17 protein-coding genes are annotated in these 16,340 nt (G+C 50.0%); 13 read left to right on the forward strand and 4 right to left on the reverse strand.

Features of this window, described 5'->3' with window-relative positions:
• Window positions 1-13 precede the first annotated feature (13 nt).
• The 4 genes from ACO0LI_RS10640 (at window position 14) to ACO0LI_RS10655 (ending at window position 4,341) form a co-directional block, all read left to right on the forward strand.
• The gene (locus tag ACO0LI_RS10640; protein WP_423032540.1) at window positions 14-814 is read left to right on the forward strand and encodes a competence/damage-inducible protein A; all 801 of its coding nucleotides are present in this window, start codon (window positions 14-16) and stop codon (window positions 812-814) included.
• A gap of 2 nt (window positions 815-816) precedes the next feature.
• The gene (locus ACO0LI_RS10645) at window positions 817-2,163 is read left to right on the forward strand and encodes a TAXI family TRAP transporter solute-binding subunit (protein WP_422951227.1); all 1,347 of its coding nucleotides are present in this window, start codon (window positions 817-819) and stop codon (window positions 2,161-2,163) included.
• Window positions 2,164-2,202: 39 nt separating this feature from the next.
• On the forward strand, window positions 2,203-2,688 hold the full coding sequence (locus ACO0LI_RS10650; RefSeq protein WP_422951226.1) for a hypothetical protein: 486 nt from the start codon (window positions 2,203-2,205) through the stop codon (window positions 2,686-2,688).
• Window positions 2,689-3,048: 360 nt separating this feature from the next.
• Window positions 3,049-4,341, forward strand: a complete 1,293-nt coding sequence (locus ACO0LI_RS10655; RefSeq protein ID WP_423032541.1) for an acetamidase/formamidase family protein — start codon at window positions 3,049-3,051, stop codon at window positions 4,339-4,341.
• Window positions 4,342-4,398: 57 nt separating this feature from the next.
• Here ACO0LI_RS10655 and ACO0LI_RS10660 read toward each other — a convergent pair whose 3' ends face one another.
• Window positions 4,399-4,656 (reverse strand): hypothetical protein, encoded by a 258-nt coding sequence (locus ACO0LI_RS10660; protein ID WP_423032542.1) that lies wholly within the window; start codon window positions 4,654-4,656, stop codon window positions 4,399-4,401.
• Between the two features lie 75 nt (window positions 4,657-4,731).
• Here ACO0LI_RS10660 and ACO0LI_RS10665 point away from each other — a divergent pair, with 75 nt between their 5' ends.
• Both ACO0LI_RS10665 and ACO0LI_RS10670 read left to right on the forward strand, forming a co-directional pair.
• Complete coding sequence (locus tag ACO0LI_RS10665; RefSeq protein WP_423032543.1) at window positions 4,732-5,523, forward strand: helix-turn-helix domain-containing protein; 792 nt, start codon at window positions 4,732-4,734, stop codon at window positions 5,521-5,523.
• A gap of 31 nt (window positions 5,524-5,554) precedes the next feature.
• Entirely contained in the window at window positions 5,555-6,031 is a 477-nt protein-coding gene (locus ACO0LI_RS10670; RefSeq protein WP_423032544.1) for a type II toxin-antitoxin system RatA family toxin, read from the forward strand.
• Here ACO0LI_RS10670 and ACO0LI_RS10675 read toward each other — a convergent pair.
• A complete protein-coding gene (locus tag ACO0LI_RS10675) occupies window positions 6,026-7,099 on the reverse strand; it encodes a hypothetical protein (RefSeq protein WP_423032545.1) in 1,074 nt (357 codons plus the stop codon). The genes ACO0LI_RS10670 and ACO0LI_RS10675 overlap by 6 nt on opposite strands.
• 150 nt (window positions 7,100-7,249) lie before the next feature.
• Here ACO0LI_RS10675 and ACO0LI_RS10680 point away from each other — a divergent pair, with 150 nt between their 5' ends.
• Both ACO0LI_RS10680 and ACO0LI_RS10685 read left to right on the forward strand, forming a co-directional pair.
• A complete protein-coding gene (locus ACO0LI_RS10680; protein ID WP_423032546.1) occupies window positions 7,250-7,960 on the forward strand; it encodes a response regulator transcription factor in 711 nt (236 codons plus the stop codon).
• On the forward strand, window positions 7,957-9,390 hold the full coding sequence (locus ACO0LI_RS10685) for an ATP-binding protein (protein WP_423032547.1): 1,434 nt from the start codon (window positions 7,957-7,959) through the stop codon (window positions 9,388-9,390). The genes ACO0LI_RS10680 and ACO0LI_RS10685 overlap by 4 nt, the downstream gene beginning before the upstream one ends.
• Window positions 9,391-9,422: 32 nt before the next feature.
• Here the strand turns inward: ACO0LI_RS10685 and ACO0LI_RS10690 are convergent, their stop codons facing one another.
• Together ACO0LI_RS10690 and ACO0LI_RS10695 are read right to left on the reverse strand one after the other, a co-directional pair.
• Window positions 9,423-9,764, reverse strand: coding sequence for a hypothetical protein (locus tag ACO0LI_RS10690; protein WP_422951218.1), 342 nt, complete (start codon window positions 9,762-9,764; stop codon window positions 9,423-9,425).
• A gap of 116 nt (window positions 9,765-9,880) precedes the next feature.
• A complete protein-coding gene (locus ACO0LI_RS10695; RefSeq protein ID WP_423032548.1) occupies window positions 9,881-10,984 on the reverse strand; it encodes a threonine aldolase family protein in 1,104 nt (367 codons plus the stop codon).
• A gap of 104 nt (window positions 10,985-11,088) precedes the next feature.
• Between ACO0LI_RS10695 and ACO0LI_RS10700 the strand changes: the two genes are divergently transcribed.
• The 5 genes from ACO0LI_RS10700 (at window position 11,089) to ACO0LI_RS10720 (ending at window position 16,303) form a co-directional block, all read left to right on the forward strand.
• A complete protein-coding gene (locus ACO0LI_RS10700; protein ID WP_423032549.1) occupies window positions 11,089-12,798 on the forward strand; it encodes a M14 family zinc carboxypeptidase in 1,710 nt (569 codons plus the stop codon).
• Window positions 12,799-12,900: 102 nt separating this feature from the next.
• The gene (locus tag ACO0LI_RS10705) at window positions 12,901-13,116 is read left to right on the forward strand and encodes a hypothetical protein (protein ID WP_423032550.1); all 216 of its coding nucleotides are present in this window, start codon (window positions 12,901-12,903) and stop codon (window positions 13,114-13,116) included.
• Window positions 13,117-13,136: 20 nt separating this feature from the next.
• The gene (locus ACO0LI_RS10710; protein ID WP_423032551.1) at window positions 13,137-14,894 is read left to right on the forward strand and encodes a diguanylate cyclase; all 1,758 of its coding nucleotides are present in this window, start codon (window positions 13,137-13,139) and stop codon (window positions 14,892-14,894) included.
• Between the two features lie 107 nt (window positions 14,895-15,001).
• Complete coding sequence (locus ACO0LI_RS10715) at window positions 15,002-15,274, forward strand: hypothetical protein (protein WP_423032552.1); 273 nt, start codon at window positions 15,002-15,004, stop codon at window positions 15,272-15,274.
• Window positions 15,275-15,475: 201 nt separating this feature from the next.
• Window positions 15,476-16,303 carry an SAM-dependent methyltransferase gene (locus ACO0LI_RS10720; protein ID WP_423032553.1) on the forward strand — a complete coding sequence of 276 codons (828 nt, stop codon included), beginning with the start codon at window positions 15,476-15,478 and terminating at the stop codon, window positions 16,301-16,303.
• Window positions 16,304-16,340 lie beyond the last annotated feature (37 nt).

Genomic DNA, 16,340 nt, shown 5'->3' on the forward strand with positions numbered 1-16,340 from the left:
ATAAGGAGAAATCGTGGCAATCGGTCTGATTATCGTTGGCGATGAGATTTTATCTGGTAAACGCGAAGACAAGCACATGTCCAAAGTCATCGCCTTGCTGAAGGCGCGTGGCATGCAGCTTGACTGGGTTGAGTATATAGGCGACAACCGCGAGCGCATTACATCGACTCTGAAGCGCAGCTTTGCCAGTGGTGACGTGGTGTTTTCTACCGGGGGCATAGGTGCAACACCAGACGACCATACCCGTCAATGCGCAGCAGCGGCGCTGGATTTACCTGTCGTTCTGCATCCAGAAGCCAAACTGCTGATACAGGAACGCATCATGGATATCGCCAAAGAAAAAGGCGAAGTGGCCGACCTGACGACGCCTGACCATTTGCACAGGTTGAAGATGGGCGAGTTCCCGCTTGGGGCCGATATCATCCCCAATCCTTTCAACAAGATCGCCGGTTTTTCCATACGCAACCACTTCTTTGTTCCCGGCTTTCCGGTCATGGCCTGGCCCATGCTGGAATGGGTGCTCGATACGTATTTTTCTCATCTGTTCAATCAGCATGCACAGTTTGAACAATCAGTACTGGTATATGAAATGGCTGAATCCATCGTCACACCTCTGATGGAGCAACTGGAAGCCGATTTCCCGCTGATCAAAGTTTTCAGCCTGCCTACTGTTGGCAGTGAGACAGAACGCAGGCATATAGAACTGGGCGTCAAGGGCGATGAGCAACAAGTGCCTGTTGCCTATCAAAAAATGCTGGAAGGTTTGCAGCAACTGAAAGCAGAATACATCCCCACGCCTGCCAAGTCTGCTTGAACATGCAAAAGATCAAATTCACTCTCTTCAATCTGCGTGATCTGCTGGTTGCATTTGGCCCGATCACGCTGATGGTGGTGATAGTTTGTGGCGTTGGTTACTGGCTGGTAGATCCAGCACCACCGCGTGTAATTGATATTTCCAGTGGGCAGGAGAATGGTTCTTATGAGCGCTTTGCCAAACGCTATGCGCAAGAACTGCAAAAAAACCAGATCACTCTGCGCCAGCAAGTGTCGCAAGGATCAGAAGAAAACCTGAGCCGCATCAGTGACCCTGATTCTGAAATTGAAGTGGGCTTTGTGCGCAGTGGTTCGAGTGATGAAGCACAAGCGCATGAACGTGGCCTGATCTCACTGGGCAGCTTGTTTTATGAGCCTATCTGGGTATTTTACCGCAGCCCCAAAGAAGTCACCACGATTAGCCAGTTCAAGGGCAAGACTGTCAATGTTGGCCCTGATGGTAACGGCGTCGCCAAACTGTTCAGCCAGATTTTAAGTGTCAACGGCATGTCAGAAGAAGACGTCAGCATACAAAAACTGGCTGATACGCCGGGCACGGCTGCTTTGCTGGATGGCAAAGTTGATGTATTGATTTTCAGCTCTGCCAGTGATTCGCCGCTGGTGCAGATGTTATTGCTGACTCCCGGTATACGCCTGTTTGATTTCGTCCAGGCAGAGGCGTATACAAGGCGCTTCCCGTTCTTGTCACATGTCGTGCTGCCGCGCGGTATTGTCGATATAGGCAAGGATATTCCTGCCCGTGATTATCACTTGATTGCACCAACAGCGACCCTGGTCGCCCATGAAAGCCTGCATCCGGCACTGATGGGTTTGCTGCTGCAGGCAGCGCACAGGATACATAGCGGCGCAGACTGGTTCAGCCGCCAGGGCGAGTTCCCCTCCGATAAATATACTGAAATACCAGTAGCACATGAGGCCGAGAAATTCTATAAGAACGGCCCGCCTGTGTTGCAGCGTTACCTGAGCTTCTGGATTGCCAACTTCATCGAGCGCATGTGGGTCGTCATCGTCGCCCTTGGTGCCTTGTTCCTGCCACTGTCAAAGATCATCCCACCCTTATATGTCTGGCGCATACGCTCGCGCATTTACCGCTGGTATGGGCAATTGCGGCTGGTGGAACAGGCGATAGAAGAAGTCGCAGCAGAGGACAGGCATAGCGTTGCAGAGAAACAGTTGCGCCATCTCGATGAGATAGAAGAAAAAGTCAACCGTATCACCATACCCTTGTCCTATGCCGAGGAATTATATGGCTTGCGCAGCCATATCGCTTTTGTGCGCTCAAGAGTGCAGGCGATGCTGGCTGTATCCATGGGGCAGGCGGCGCAGTAATGGACCTGTACTTCCAGTAAGGATTTTTAAAGCAAATTTATGCTTGAGAAAAAAACTACCAGTGAAAGCAAATATACCGCCCCTCGCTTATACAGACTGTTCTTAAAGAGCCTGGCTGCAGTTTTATGTCTCATCTTTCTGGTGCTGTTGAGTGGTCCCTGGCTATTGTATGCATACGGTTTATCAAACATTACAGGCCGGCCCGAACATGCCAAAATCGCGGTGCTTAGCCCAGAAGACAAAGCGCTGATCTGGAAAGAATTGAAAGAGCAGGGAGCTATGCAAGTAGAGGTCTTAACGCCCTATGAAATATATTCTCTGTTGCTGGATAAGTCCGACCCTGCTGGCTTACGCTTGGCCTGGTATGTTGCCAGAAACTATAATTACGATCACCTGCAAGACCGCCGTATGGTGAATTGGCACATCTCCGGCGAGGCACTTACGGTGTGGCTGACGCGGCACTGGAGTGCTGATGAATTGCTGGCCAAGGCACTGGAAATTCGTCAAAGCAAGGCAAAACCATGATTTCATCATGCGTCGGTGAGGTAAGCCAACGCAAATTAACGCAAACTAAACGATTAGGACTTACGCAAAATTGTCCCAGCAAGGCTATCGCCAAGGAAACCTCCCTGGTAAGGGAGGTTTGTTCCGTCGGCAGACAATGTATTGCCTGAAACCCCGACTACACCGTAGCGACGAAGACAGTACTTTAGTACGCGGCTCCTAGGAGAGGCGCTGCAACGCAGCTGGGGCGGTTTTGCGTAAGTCCTAATGATGTGTTTGCAGTCTGTGCATGGTAATTGGCAGTTCATCGCATTTAATGAAGCTTAGGAGCAGAATAATTTAGTATTGCAGCTACATTTAGTTTTTTTCACGAGAAAAAATATGCTGCGATACGCGATGTTATTGATTTTTCTTGCCCCTTGTCTGGCGACTGCAGCAGATGAGGAGCATTGGCTATTGCAAGTCGACAGATGGGGTAACCGTTCTTATCAGACCTTGAGCCTGACAGTAAATGGCGGCAGCATCAGCGGCAAGCTTGATGGTGATCAGCTTCTTGGTACGCGCACCGCCAAAGGCATAGAGTTCACGGTAACGGATGCTGACAAGGCAAAGTATTCCTATGTCGGTACAGTCAGCAAAGATGCCATGCAGGGCACGGCTGATTTTCCTGATACCAATAATCCGCAGGCAAGAGCCGCGCACACATTCAGTGCACGCAGGATACCTGCTCGCCCTGCCGGAGCGGCACGAAAATACGATTTCCAGCCCACAGATTATTCCAATGAATTCGACCCGCACCGTCTGCCAGTGATGACGATCTGGCCGGGCGATACAGTGCACACCAAGACCGTAGACTCTGGCGGCGTCGATGAAAATGGCGTTACCAAAGCCTTGTATGGCAATCCACAGACTGGCCCGTTTTTTGTCGGCACTGCAGAGCCGGGCGATACGCTGGTCATCCATCTTAAACGCTTGCGCCTGAACCGTGATTATGCCGACAGCCTTGACAGTATCGTCGGCAGGGCAATGGGTACTGCACTCGCAGCCAAAGCCACAAATCTTGGCAAGCCCATACGCTGGAAGCTGGATAGGGAACGTGGTTTGGCCAGCCCGGAAAAACCGACAGAAGGTTTGCGTAATTTGAGTTTGCCAGTGCGCCCCATGCTTGGAGGGCTGGCGGTTGCGCCGGGCAATGGTTCGCCACCTGTATCTACAGGTGATACTGGCCGCTTTGGGGGCAATATGGATTTTAACGAGGTCGTTGAAGGTAATACCGTTTATCTGACTGTGCAGCAACCTGGTGCCTTGTTGTATCTGGGTGACGCCCATGCCTTGCAGGGTGATGGCGAGACTTCGCAATATGCATTGGAAACATCCATGGACGTGGAATTTACTGTGGATGTCATTAAAGGAAAATCTGTCAATACACCAAGGGTAGAGTCACCAACGCAGATCATGGTACTGGGGCAGGCGGGTTCGCTGGATGATGCCCTGCGGGCAGCAACCGGCGGTATGGTGCAGTGGCTGCAACAGGATTACGGGCTCAGCCTGTCGGAGTGCGCGCAGATTTTGGGTAGTGCAATTCATTTCAGTATTCCCAATCTGGCGGGGCGCAGCGTCGGTGTGGCAGCAAAACTCGACAAGACTGTGCTGGCAAACCTGCGCCGTCAATAAGGACAATAACCAGGGTAATGGCTTGCCTCATTGACGATCTGCATGGCCGGAGCCGGGTTATGACTGATGTGCGGCCAGCATGTCACGCAGGCCAGGGTCTGCAATAGCGAACACATCAAAGATACCTAAAGCCTTCAAGGCGGGCAGGGCTTCGATTACGGCTGTTTTTGCCTCAGCGCGTTCGTTTGGTGAGCTGTCTGGCTGCAAATAGGTCTTTGCATTGACCACGAAGGCAGCAACCGTTCCTTTCCTGATAGTCAGGCCATTGATGGTGGTGGTGTTGATGTGATCTGGGAGTATGTCTTCGGCTTTCATCGTGTTTCCTTGTGGGTGAATGGAGACTGAAGTTTGCGCTCCATGCCCAAAAGTCGCTTGCGATATAATGCCAACATGTGTCGAACTGAGGCCAAGCCCTTACCCCTGATCAACCCTGAGCACGCCAATGCGGATGGCGGGGCGATTGCTTACGCTGTCACCAGCAAGGCGCATGCGAGGATGACGCCAGAACATAGCCATGCCCGCGGCCAATTGCTGGCGGCAACGACAGGCGTGCTGGTGATCGAAGCAGAACAGCAGCATCTGGTTGTGCCTCAGGGCTATGCCATCTGGCTGCCACCGTTTATTCTCCATGCCTTGCGTACTAGCCATCTGTTCAATGGCTGGAGTGCCTATCTTGCACCTTCTGAAGTGCTGCCTGGCAAGACCCAGGTGTTTCCGGTATCCGGTTTATTGCGTGAATCAGTTTTGCGTGCGGCGAGCTGGGGTTTCAGCGATCAGTTGAATCCAGCTCAAGAGCGTGTGCTTGCCGTCATCGTCGATGAAGTATCCAGCCTGCCACCTCAGGATTTTGTACTCGCCATGCCCACCGATCGCCGTCTCGTCAAAATTGCCAGCGCACTATTGGAAAATCCTGGCGACTCGCGCCCCATGCAAGAGTGGGCGACCTGGGCAGGCATTGCACCACGCAGCATGACCCGCCATTTCGCAGACGAAACGGGCATGAGTTTTTCTGACTGGCGGCAACGTGCCAGACTCATGCGGGCGCTGGAATTGCTGGCTGGCAGTACAGCAGTGACCAGCATCGCACTTGAATTGGGTTACGATAGTCTGAGTGCCTTTATCGCCATGTTCAAGCGGCACTTTGGTGTACCACCGAGCCAGTTTTTGGCAGACGATCAATGAGTTCTCTACCATTAACATCACAGGACAAGATATGCTGATCAAACATGAATTTGAAGTCAGGGCCAGTGCCAAGTATCTGTTTGACCTGACCCAGGATTACACGCTCAGGCAAGAATGGGATACCTTGACTACCAAGTCCTATTTGCTGAATGCAAAACAGGCTGCGGTAGGTGCGCAGGCACGCTGCATAGACGGCAATGGCCTGGCGATGGATATTGAATATGTGTCGTACAAGCCAAATGAAGTGGCCGCCGTCAAGATGGTCAGCGGCCCCTATATTTTTGACCAGTTCGCTGGCGGCTGGCACTTCAAGGCCTTGTCTGATGGGCTGACCCGTGTGCGCTTCTCGTATAACATCACGGCCAAACCACGCTGGCTGTCATGGTTGTTGACGCCTATCTTGTGTCTGAAATTCAAACGCGAGACAGAAAAGCGTATCGTCGCACTGACAGCCTATGCAGAGCGGCAATTTGCAGTCTTGCCGCCCGCGCATCCTGTTGCTTCATAATGCATTCATGAAGGCCTTGCGTATCTGGCGGCCGCATTTGACGGATTCTACGTAAGCCCCGGCTGCCTTATCGTGGCGCGACAGAATGCCATAGTATTTCCTGTCAGGGCTGACCCATGGGTAGAAACCCCATTTGCCCGGGCTGGAATACGCATCGACACTGCCATTGCCTTTTTCTGATTCTACCCAATGATTGTAAGAGTAAGTCCAGGGTTCATTCATCAATAATATAGGTGAGAACACCACCTTGCCAGGGCAGGCAGAAGGCAGGGCGCAGACTGCCTCGTCACCGAGGTAGCTGCCTATCACCAGTTCCTGCTTCATGATTTTTTTGAGAAATAGTGCATAGTCGGTGGCTGTACCCATCATGCCGCCTGCCATCAGCGGGTCAAGCGCTGCCATGTTGAAACCCTTGCTCAGGCCTACGGTGTTCTGGTATTCCGTATCCAGCTGGTTTGCCGTGAAATTGCCCAGGCCCAGATCTACAACCGCCAGCTTTTGGTCATGTCCGCTGTCATAGTCAAATCTGTTCTCGGTTAGTGGGTTGGGTTTGTCAGTGTTAGTGCCCATACCGGCTTTATAGCAATCAGATACATTCTGAGTGCCAGCACAGGCATCTTCATTGAAGCCGGTATAACCGGACATGAAGCGCAAACCATCCTTCAGGGTATTGTTGCTGCGTACCTGGTTGATGCCTTTCTTTTCCAGCACATAGGCACCAAATATCCATTTCGAGGCAGAGGCAATATTGAAGTAGCTGTTTGATTTGACGCTGCCAGCGCCTTGCGAAGCAGAGACTATGGGAGCATTGTCGGTGGCATTGCCGATTTCCCAGTAAAAATCGCCCAGCTTGTCGGTGGTACACATGGGGTCTGTGCTTGCGGTATTCTTGGCCGCTGCGATGGCAGCGGTAAGACGGATGGTGGAATTGGTAGCACTGGCCGAAACGGGTGGTACAGCGTCACTTGTAGTGCCAGGACTGGCAGGGTTGCCACCGCCACAGGCACTCAGCAAGCTGGCTGCAGCCGCAATGGTGGCAAGGCTCAGCACGGAAGCAGGATAGTTCATGTTATCTCCAGTAAGGAACAGATAATGGACAGACCCGCTTGTCAGATCGAGAGGTGCAGGCCCGCTGTCAGAAACTGTAAACATGAATCCTGTAATTTTGATGGAAGAGTTTCTCGTTCACCGCAATATGGCAAAATGAAGGAGTAAACTTTGTTACCACATGTTTCAAACTCCATGAATCTTGCCACTACCGTCCTGCTTGTAGAAGATGACCCCATGATTGCCCGCACCTTGAGCATGGGCTTGCGCTATGAGGGTTTTGAACTCAGCCATGCAGGCAGCATCGCTATTGCCATGCAGTTACTGGAGCAGCAGGCCTTCGAGCTGATATTGCTGGATGTGGGCCTGCCTGATGGTGATGGCATCAGCCTGTGCAGTGCATTGCGCGCATTGCACCCGGCAACGCCGATATTGATGTTGTCTGCCAGGACCGATGAAAGCGCCGTGGTCGCCAGCATGGAAGGCGGTGCCGACGATTACATACGCAAGCCCTGTGGGCTGCGGGAACTTAGTGCCCGTATGCGCCGTCTATTGGTCAGGGTACAGCCAGCCAGGGAGCCAAGGGCGGTCATCAGTTTTGGTGATATTGAGATGGATGTACAGCGCCGCAATGTCAGTGCCAGAGGAGTACCGCTACAATTGGGTAAGAAAGAATATGATGTGCTGATGTTGCTGGTACGTGCCAATGGTGATGCTATCACCCGTGAGCAAATACTGAGCCAGTTTGAGGACAGTAATATCATTTACGACCGTACCATCGATTCCCACCTTAGCCATTTGCGCCGTAAATTAAAGGATGCCGGTGCGACTGAGCGTATCGTCGCCATTTATGGCATAGGTTATAAACTGGAGCATGCATGAGTCGTTCATTATGGTTGCGGTTTTTTGCGATCAGCGTATTTTTTGCATTGCTGCTGAGTCTGTTCTATCTGTGGATGATCAGGGAAGTAACTACGCGCCCCGGGGACGAAGTACAGCGCAGCATGTATCTGTTTATCGCCCGCATTGTGGAAGGGCATGATTACGCAGAGGGGCTGCGTCTTGTACAGACTTACCGCAGCGAGTCACCGGCGATCCCGCTGGAAATGTGGATAGTGAATGCAGACAATCAGATACTCGCGAGCAGCCCGGCAGATGCCATTCCACCAGCCGCGCTTTTGCAGCGTACCAAACCAGGAGTAATCCATGAGGTAGTAGCACGCGGGCGATTTTTTTCAGGGACGGCAGCTTCTGCCATTGTGCGCCTGCAGTCAGACCGGCCCAGTTATTTACTGATACATAATCCGGGCACACCTGCACGTGGCGCATTTTTTACCATGGCGACCTTGTTCGTGGTGACACTTGTTACTGCAATTTTGCTGGGCTTGTTATTGCTGACGCTATATCTGCGCATGCGGTCGGCAGAAGCGCGAAAAGTGATTCAAGACATGGAGGCCGGTAACCTGAGCGCACGTTTTACCTCTGGCAGGCTGGATGCGATAGGTGGTCTGATGCAGCATTTCAATGCCATGGCCAATGAAATACAGCGCTTGGTCTTGCAGTTGCAAGCCATAGAAAAAACCAGACGCGAACTTTTGCAAGAGCTGGGTCATGATTTGCGCACGCCATTGACCAGTTTGCGTACCGCGATTGATACCCTGTCTGTGCATGGTGACGCGATGGAACAGCAGGAACGTGAAGAGTTTTTCACTGTCGTCAGTAATGAACTGGATTATTTCACCAAGCTCATCGATGACTTGTTCTTTATCGCCAATATTGATGAGCCACGTTACCGTAACCAGGCCAGCAGTGTCGATTTATGCGACTTGCTGAAAGCCGAAACAGGCCATGCCGCACACATGCAACAGCAGGCAGATCAGTCCATAGAGTTTGTGCTGGAGATAGACGCAGACTGTGAACAAGGTAGCCAGCAGGGCGGGTTTATTACCGGTGATACTTACCTGATATCCAGGCTCTTGCGCAATGTTTTTGAGAATGCTGCCAGATATGCGCAAAGCAGGGTTCGCATACGCCTGTATGCTATTGATACAATGCTGGCATTGAGTATTGAAGACGACGGCCCCGGTTTGTCTGCCGATGCCATGTTCCGCTTTGGTCAGAGGCGCGACACCCGCCTCCTGTTCCAAGGTTTGCCAAGCAGGCAGGCGGGAATATCGCTGGGCCTGGGATCAGTCATCATCAAGTCTATAGTCGAATTGCATGGCGGCCATTACGAGATAGCTAATGGCGAAGCCCGCAGCGAGTACCCCGGTGCACGCCTGAACCTGACTTTTCCCAGGCGATATTCCTGATCAGCGAATTAAGCCTGAGCCCGGTACTGTTCTCAGTACTGGTGGCTCATGGACTGTTCTTTGCTTTTGGGGCGTGACTTCGCGAGCGCGGGTTTTAATTGCGAATCCGTTATGCGGAAGGTTTCCCTTTTATCGCCCATCAGAGCGCGTAATTCCTTGATCGTGAGGCCACTGATTTCATGCATGCTGATCATCAGCGACGCACCTATAGGCAAACGCAAGTGACGGATTTTGCTGATCACCGGTGGTGCCACATCCAGCATTTTTGCCAGTGCTGCATCATTTTTCAGATGCAGGCGCCTGATGAGCGTATCAAACAGGTGATTTGGGTTGTACTTGACCTTGTCGGACTGCAGATTGAGCAGGCTTATCATTATTTCTCCTTGACGTTTCTTAAGAAAATGAAACGATGTCAAGTAGCTTAATAAAGATATAAAGTTTTGTATGTGCGATAACTCACATAGCGCTGGCCTGCTGCTTGCAAGCGGCTTCAGCGCGGGTCTTTTTTGAGGGCCTGCGCCAATAGTTGCAATGCCTGTCTTAGCTTTTCGTCTGGCATGGCAAGCAGGTTATCGCCTATATACCACTCGAACATACATTGCCCTGGCAAGGCAGTGTGCACGGCATTATTGAACAGCCATATCCCGTGTTCTTGCGCAATGCGGTTGCGGATGGCGATGGCAGTATCCCGGTCAGTTGGCAGATACAGGTGCAGCATATTGCATTGTGGTGCGGTGGGATTGGTGTTGAATTCAGGATAAGCGCGCAATTCGTCAAACAACCAAAGGGTGCGGGCGTAGCAGGCGGGTAGGGCAGCCAGCCTTTGATCAAACTGCATCGCAGCAGCGACGACATAGGGGCTGCGGCGGAATACACTGCCACCTTGCCTGTGCATCCAGACACGTGCTCTGGCAATGAAATCGGCACTGCCCAGCAGCATGGCACCACCCAGGCCAGCTATACCTTTGTAGAACGAGACATAGACCGTATCAAAACCTGCGCTTACTTCTGCCAGGCTGCGGCCATAACCGGCGGCAGCTTCCCACAGGCGCGCTCCATCCATATGCAGGTGTATATCCTGCTGGCGGCAATGGGCCTTGATGGCGTTCAACTCTTCCCAGTCCGGTAATTGACCGCCTATTTCGCGCATGGGTAATTCATATTGTGCCGCAGCGATTTTCTCGGGCTGGGCCTGCAAGTCCTTCAGTGTCCAGGGTCGATATGGGTTGCCGAGCTGCACGGCCTTGAAATGATCAAGCAACTGATAATTGCTTTTTTCATGAACCAGGATATGCGAACTCGCATGCAAGGCGACCAGCGGGCTGCCTCTTTCTTCGCATGCCAGACGCAAGGCAGTAACCTGGGTCAGCGTGCCGGTGATGCAGAACAGACCTGCTTCCATGCCGAGTAAAGCTGCGATCTTGCTTTCGAAAGATTGCACCAGTTCACCCTCACCATAGGTGTCATGTTGCACCTGATGCTGCTCTGACCAGGCTGCCATGCGTGCAAAGGTTTCTGCAGGCGTGATGGCACGATGGCCAGGCAAAGTGGTATGACAATTCTGGCGCAGTGCGCTTATTTCAGCATCGGTCACAAGGTTCTCCTGCAATTTGTTCAATCAAGCATCAGTATGCCATGTCAGTACCGCCACTTGTACGCTAAAATCGTGGGATATATTTACTTCAACTGGTGTAACGCATGTCATCACATACAGACCATACCACCGCCTTCATCACACCCTATGAAGCCGGTAACCAGAACCAGACTACGACCTGGCAAGCCTGCATACAGTTTTACCAGAACCTGGCAGCGCAATTTCCAAACATCCTGCAGTTCAGCCAGATCGGTGTTTCTGATAACGGCAAGCCCATTCACGCCGGTATTGTGACTGCTGATGGCGTATTTGAGCGCGAGCGCATCAAACAGGAACAACGGACGGTATTTTTCAATAATAATGGCATACACCCGGGTGAGCCTGAGGGTATCGATGCCTGTATGGCGCTGGTACGCGATTTTTGTATCCAGCCTGAACGCCTCGCAGCACTGGGTAAAACGGTATTCCTGTTCATCCCCGTATATAACGTCGATGGCAGTCTGAACCGTCAGGATACTTCACGTGTCAATCAGGATGGGCCAGAGCAGTTTGGTTTTCGTGGCAATAGTCTGCATCTTGACCTGAACCGTGACTTCATCAAGTGTGATAGCGAAAATGCCCAGGTCTTCAACCGCTTTTTCAGCGAATGGAGCCCGGACGTCATGGTTGATACGCACACCTCAAATGGCGCTGACTACCATTACACCATGACCCTGATACAAACCCAGGCAGACAAACTGAGCTATGGTCTCGGCCCCTACTTGCGCAACACCATGTTGCCTGCCATTTATACAGAGATGCAGGAGCGTGGCTGGCCGACTTGTCCCTATGTGAATCCCGTCAAGGAAAGCCCTGATCATGGCATAGAAGATTTCCTGGAAACGCCACGTTTTTCTACCGGCTACGCAGCCCTGCATCACACCATCGGTTTCATGCCTGAAACCCATATGCTGAAACCTTTTGCCGACCGCTATGACTCCATGCGCGCCCTGGTGGAAACTGTGCTGGCATTCACAATCGCCCATGGCGCAGAGATACAGGCATTACGTGCGCAAGCACGCGAGGCTGCCAGCCAGCAACAGCAGGCAGCAGTACATTGGGTAGCTGACCACAGTCAGCCTTCCAGCTTCATGTTCAAGGGTTACCAGGCGGTGTATAGCCCCAGCGTGCTGGGTAATTACACGCGCCTGTCGTATGACCGTAGCCAGCCATGGGAAAAAGCTATCGCTTATTACGATCACTTTGTCGCTGATATCACAGTCAAGCAAGCCAGGGCTTACCTGATACCGCAAGCCTGGCGCGCAGTCATAGAGCGCCTGCAATGGAATGGCGTGCAGATGCAGAGGCTGGAAGCCGATACCAGCTTGCAGGCCGAGGTTTATCACATACAGTCAGTGCAATCACGCCCGCATGCTTATGAGGGGCATATGTTTCATGACGATGTACAGTTGTTGCCGACCAGCGCAAACGTGATTGCCAATGCAGGTGATTACCTGGTCCAGCTGGATCAGCCAGCTGCACGCTATATAGTCGAAACCCTGGAACCGCAGGCACATGACAGTTTCTTCCGCTGGGGCTTCTTTAACAGCGTACTGGAAAAGAAAGAAGCTTATTCAGATTATGTCTTTGAAGACACCGCCACCGACATTCTCAACACCGAGCCAGAAATTAAGGCCGCCTTTGAGCAATGGAAGCAGGAAAACCCAGGTTTACTGGGCGACCAGCAAGCGGTTCTCGACTTTATTTTTAGCCGCTGTGCAAGATTCAAGGAACCAGAATGGCGCCGCTACCCTGTGTTGCGCATAATGCATTGATTTTTTGAAATTTGTTACAAGTTTTTACAGAAACATAATAGAATCTTCCGTGGTATTACCTCGTGTTTTATACAACGGAAGTCTATTGAAAGGTTAAAAATCATGTCTAAATTGCTTGAATATTTGAATACACTGGATAAAGATGCGGATGCCCTTGATGCTCACAAAAGCGGAGCAAAGTCAGCTATGACAAATTTTGGATTGACCGCTGAAGAGCAAGATGCAGTATTGTCTGGCGACAAAAGTACTGTAGCTGGATTGTTGGGAATCTCTGCGGATGATGTTCCTGCAATTGATACTACAGAAACCGCGTACTAAAATTTTTTCCGGCTCAAGTGATGATTCCATTTAGGATCCTGACATTTTTAATTGTATTGTTACTTGTAGCCGGAAACCCTGTTGCCCACGCACAAACAAGCAGTGAAAAAAACATTGACGATTTGCTTTCAGCTGCCGCACAGGATATCCGTACCGCACCCGAAAGAGCTGTTGATACTTTGGGTAAATTGCAATTGCTTGAGTCAGGTTTCAATGATGTTCAACGCAGCCGCTTTTATTTGCTCAGTGCGTCCGCATTGGGGTTCAAAGGACGACATAAAGAACGAGTAGAATTAGTTGAGTCATATATTGAAAAAGCAATAGATCCTGATTTTCAGGCTAGATTGTTATATCAATTGACCTCCGGATATACCAGCATGGGGGAGTACGAAAAAGCTTTGCTTGCGATGAACAAGAGCATAGTTTTACTACCAAAACTGATAAATCAAAATGCAAAAGTGGATGTGCTGCAATCGGCGATAACCTTGCTGAATTCCTTGCGTGCATATGACGAAGCTTTAAGTTATACCGATAGAATGCTTTCTTTTGATTTAAAAATCAAAGAGAGCGGATCAAAATGTGTCGGCCTTGCAAACCTTGTTGAGATTAATCTAATGCGGGGTGAAAGACAACGTGCACGATCAATTTTGCCTGAAGCTTTACAGGTCTGTGAAGAGCATGACAGGAAATTTATAGCTCTTATTCTGCGTTCCCTGGCAAGCGTGGATTTGATTGATTCCGGCAATTATCTGCAAGGCAAAGGTGCTGGCTTACCTTTGCTGGCCGAGTTCGCAAAGACTAATCAAAGTTCTGACTACCTCACTCAACTTGAAGACGCGTTGTCTCGTGCGTATATGAATTCTGGCAACCTGGAACTTGCCGAACGTTATGGTCTGCAAGCTTACCAGCATGCAAAAGCTGGAAATGCTGTTTATCTCATGGAAAAGACTGCCGAAACGATGGCGACTATTAAGCGGGCGCAAGGTCTGTATTTAGCAGCACTAGAGTATTACGAAGCGGCCTTAGTATTGAAAAATCGTGTTCTAGACGATCAACTTCATAAGAATCTTGCTTATCAACGTGTTAAGTTCGATACTCAAGATAAAGCCAATCAAATGAGTCTGCTCGAACAGAAGAATAAGATACTGGCGGTTGAGCGTGAATTGGAAAAAAAGAATAATCAAAATCTCCTGCTCTTGGTTGCCTTAGTAATAATTTTCCTGGTTGTGCTGAGTCTTTGGTTACTCAAGGCTTTGCAGCAGAAAAATCAATTCCGCCAGTTCTCACAAACAGATGGTTTGACCCAGGCAGCCAATCGCATGCATTTCATCAGCTTCGCTAATGAAGCATTTAAATTGCGCACTGGTAGCGTCAGCATCATCCTGTTTGACATGGACCTGTTTAAAAATATTAATGACACTTATGGTCATGCTACGGGTGACTGGGTATTAAAAAACGTCAGTGAAACCGTCAAGACACATTTGCGCAAGGTTGATTTATTTGGGCGGTTAGGTGGCGAAGAATTTGGTATTTGCATGCCAGATTCAAGCCAGGCCTCTGCGCTGCAATTGGCAGAGCGCTGCCGTATGGCAATCACAATGATAGATACAGAACCTAGCGGCCATAAATTCTCATTGTCGGCCAGTTTTGGCGTGGCTACAGTAGATGGAAATGGGCTCAAGAATTTTGATGAAACCCTGGAGGCGGCTGACAAGGCACTGTATATCTCCAAAGCCGAAGGTAGAAACTGCGTTAGTGTCTTCAGGCAAACACCATAGATTTTTTGATGATAATTTGCTAAAAATAGTTTTGCTTTAGTTAATGCTTGAGCTTAGAATCATTCTTGGTATTACCCCTGAAAGTTTTGCCAACCAAGGAGAAAAGTATGTCTAAGTTGTTAGATTATCTGAATGCTCTTGACACTAACGCTGTGCTTATTCAGGCACATAAAAACAATCCACTTCAAGCTGCGCGTGATTTTGGTTTGTCACATGAAGAACAATTAGCCGTGACTGGATGCGACAAGCAGAAGGTCGCTGCATTCCTGGATATTCCTTTCAAAGATTTTGACGCCATTGATATAACAGAGGGCTATTTCCGCTCTTGGGAGTATGAAAAGACAAAGGCGCCGAGAGAAGTTGAAGAGATTTTTGCTTAGCCTATGAGTTGCCGGACTCGTCCTTTTCTGTAAAACAGAACATGAGTTCTGCTGAAAGGTTGCGGTATTTTTATAGAAATAATTACTTTAGTAAAAATTTCCATCGCTGTCTTTTCTAGATAGGGCCGTGCTGAGTCTTCTTGCATGACCCTATTACCCTTGAGTTTTTCAATTTTCCCTAATTTTCAATTCTAAAAATCTATGACAATTCAAAAACAAGGATCACTCGTCTGTGTGGGTACTGGCATGCGCATGGCGGGGCAATTGACACCAATTGCGCAAAGCTATATCGAATCTTTTGACGTTGTCGTTGCGGCGGTGCCGAATATTTTTACGCATAAATGGTTGCAAGGTGTAGCTAAAGAATATATCTGCCTGAATTCCTATTATGAAGACATGAAAATTGACGGGAAAAATAGACGGGATACATATAGGCGCATGGCAGACACCATATTGTCTGAAATGCGCTCAGGCAAACGAGTATGCGCTGCCTTTTATGGTCACCCCGGAATTTTCGCCTGTATTTCTCACATGGCAATTGCAGACGCGAGAGCTGAGGGATATCAAGCACACATGGAGCCCGGTATTTCAGCTCTCGATTGCCTGGTTGCAGACCTGGGTATAGACCCGGGTACCTATGGCATGCAATCGATGGAATCAACGCAATTCATGATTTACCACCGCACTATCGACACAACGGCGCTGCTGATACTGTGGCAGCCAGGTATTGCAGGTGAGCTGGCATTGAAAAAACTTGAAACCAATGAAGAGTATTTGCAGATATTGGTTAACAAGCTTGCACGTAGCTATTCATTGGATCATGAAGTGATTTTATATGAAGCTGCCACTGATCCTTTGGAAAAAACACGTATAGACAAGATTCGTCTTGGAGACTTACCACGAATGAAACTCAAGCAAATCACTACTCTGGTGATCCCCCCAGCCAAGACACTGGAAAGAGACCAGTCAATTATCGATGAGCTCAATGCAATCGCTGCACAGAGAGGGCAGGTCCAGCAAGCAGCTTGAGAGCCAGGATAGCTCAGGTTTTGCCTGTGCTCTGGCG

Origin of the sequence: Undibacterium sp. Tian12W (assembly GCF_049339405.1) — a bacterium.
Taxonomy (GTDB): Bacteria; Pseudomonadota; Gammaproteobacteria; order Burkholderiales; family Burkholderiaceae_D; genus Undibacterium.

Bases quoted from the DNA above. Each gene is read 5' to 3' on its own strand.
- ACO0LI_RS10665 (WP_423032543.1), top strand. From the start codon at position 4,732: ATGTGTCGAACTGAGGCCAAGCCCTTACCCCTGATCAACCCTGAGCAC.
- ACO0LI_RS10720 (WP_423032553.1), top strand. From the start codon at position 15,476: ATGACAATTCAAAAACAAGGATCACTCGTCTGTGTGGGTACTGGCATG.
- ACO0LI_RS10705 (WP_423032550.1), top strand. From the start codon at position 12,901: ATGTCTAAATTGCTTGAATATTTGAATACACTGGATAAAGATGCGGAT.
- ACO0LI_RS10675 (WP_423032545.1), bottom strand. From the start codon at position 7,099: ATGAACTATCCTGCTTCCGTGCTGAGCCTTGCCACCATTGCGGCTGCA.
- ACO0LI_RS10715 (WP_423032552.1), top strand. From the start codon at position 15,002: ATGTCTAAGTTGTTAGATTATCTGAATGCTCTTGACACTAACGCTGTG.
- ACO0LI_RS10710 (WP_423032551.1), top strand. From the start codon at position 13,137: ATGATTCCATTTAGGATCCTGACATTTTTAATTGTATTGTTACTTGTA.
- ACO0LI_RS10645 (WP_422951227.1), top strand. From the start codon at position 817: ATGCAAAAGATCAAATTCACTCTCTTCAATCTGCGTGATCTGCTGGTT.
- ACO0LI_RS10690 (WP_422951218.1), bottom strand. From the start codon at position 9,764: ATGATAAGCCTGCTCAATCTGCAGTCCGACAAGGTCAAGTACAACCCA.
- ACO0LI_RS10660 (WP_423032542.1), bottom strand. From the start codon at position 4,656: ATGAAAGCCGAAGACATACTCCCAGATCACATCAACACCACCACCATC.
- ACO0LI_RS10700 (WP_423032549.1), top strand. From the start codon at position 11,089: ATGTCATCACATACAGACCATACCACCGCCTTCATCACACCCTATGAA.
- ACO0LI_RS10650 (WP_422951226.1), top strand. From the start codon at position 2,203: ATGCTTGAGAAAAAAACTACCAGTGAAAGCAAATATACCGCCCCTCGC.
- ACO0LI_RS10655 (WP_423032541.1), top strand. From the start codon at position 3,049: ATGCTGCGATACGCGATGTTATTGATTTTTCTTGCCCCTTGTCTGGCG.
- ACO0LI_RS10670 (WP_423032544.1), top strand. From the start codon at position 5,555: ATGCTGATCAAACATGAATTTGAAGTCAGGGCCAGTGCCAAGTATCTG.
- ACO0LI_RS10685 (WP_423032547.1), top strand. From the start codon at position 7,957: ATGAGTCGTTCATTATGGTTGCGGTTTTTTGCGATCAGCGTATTTTTT.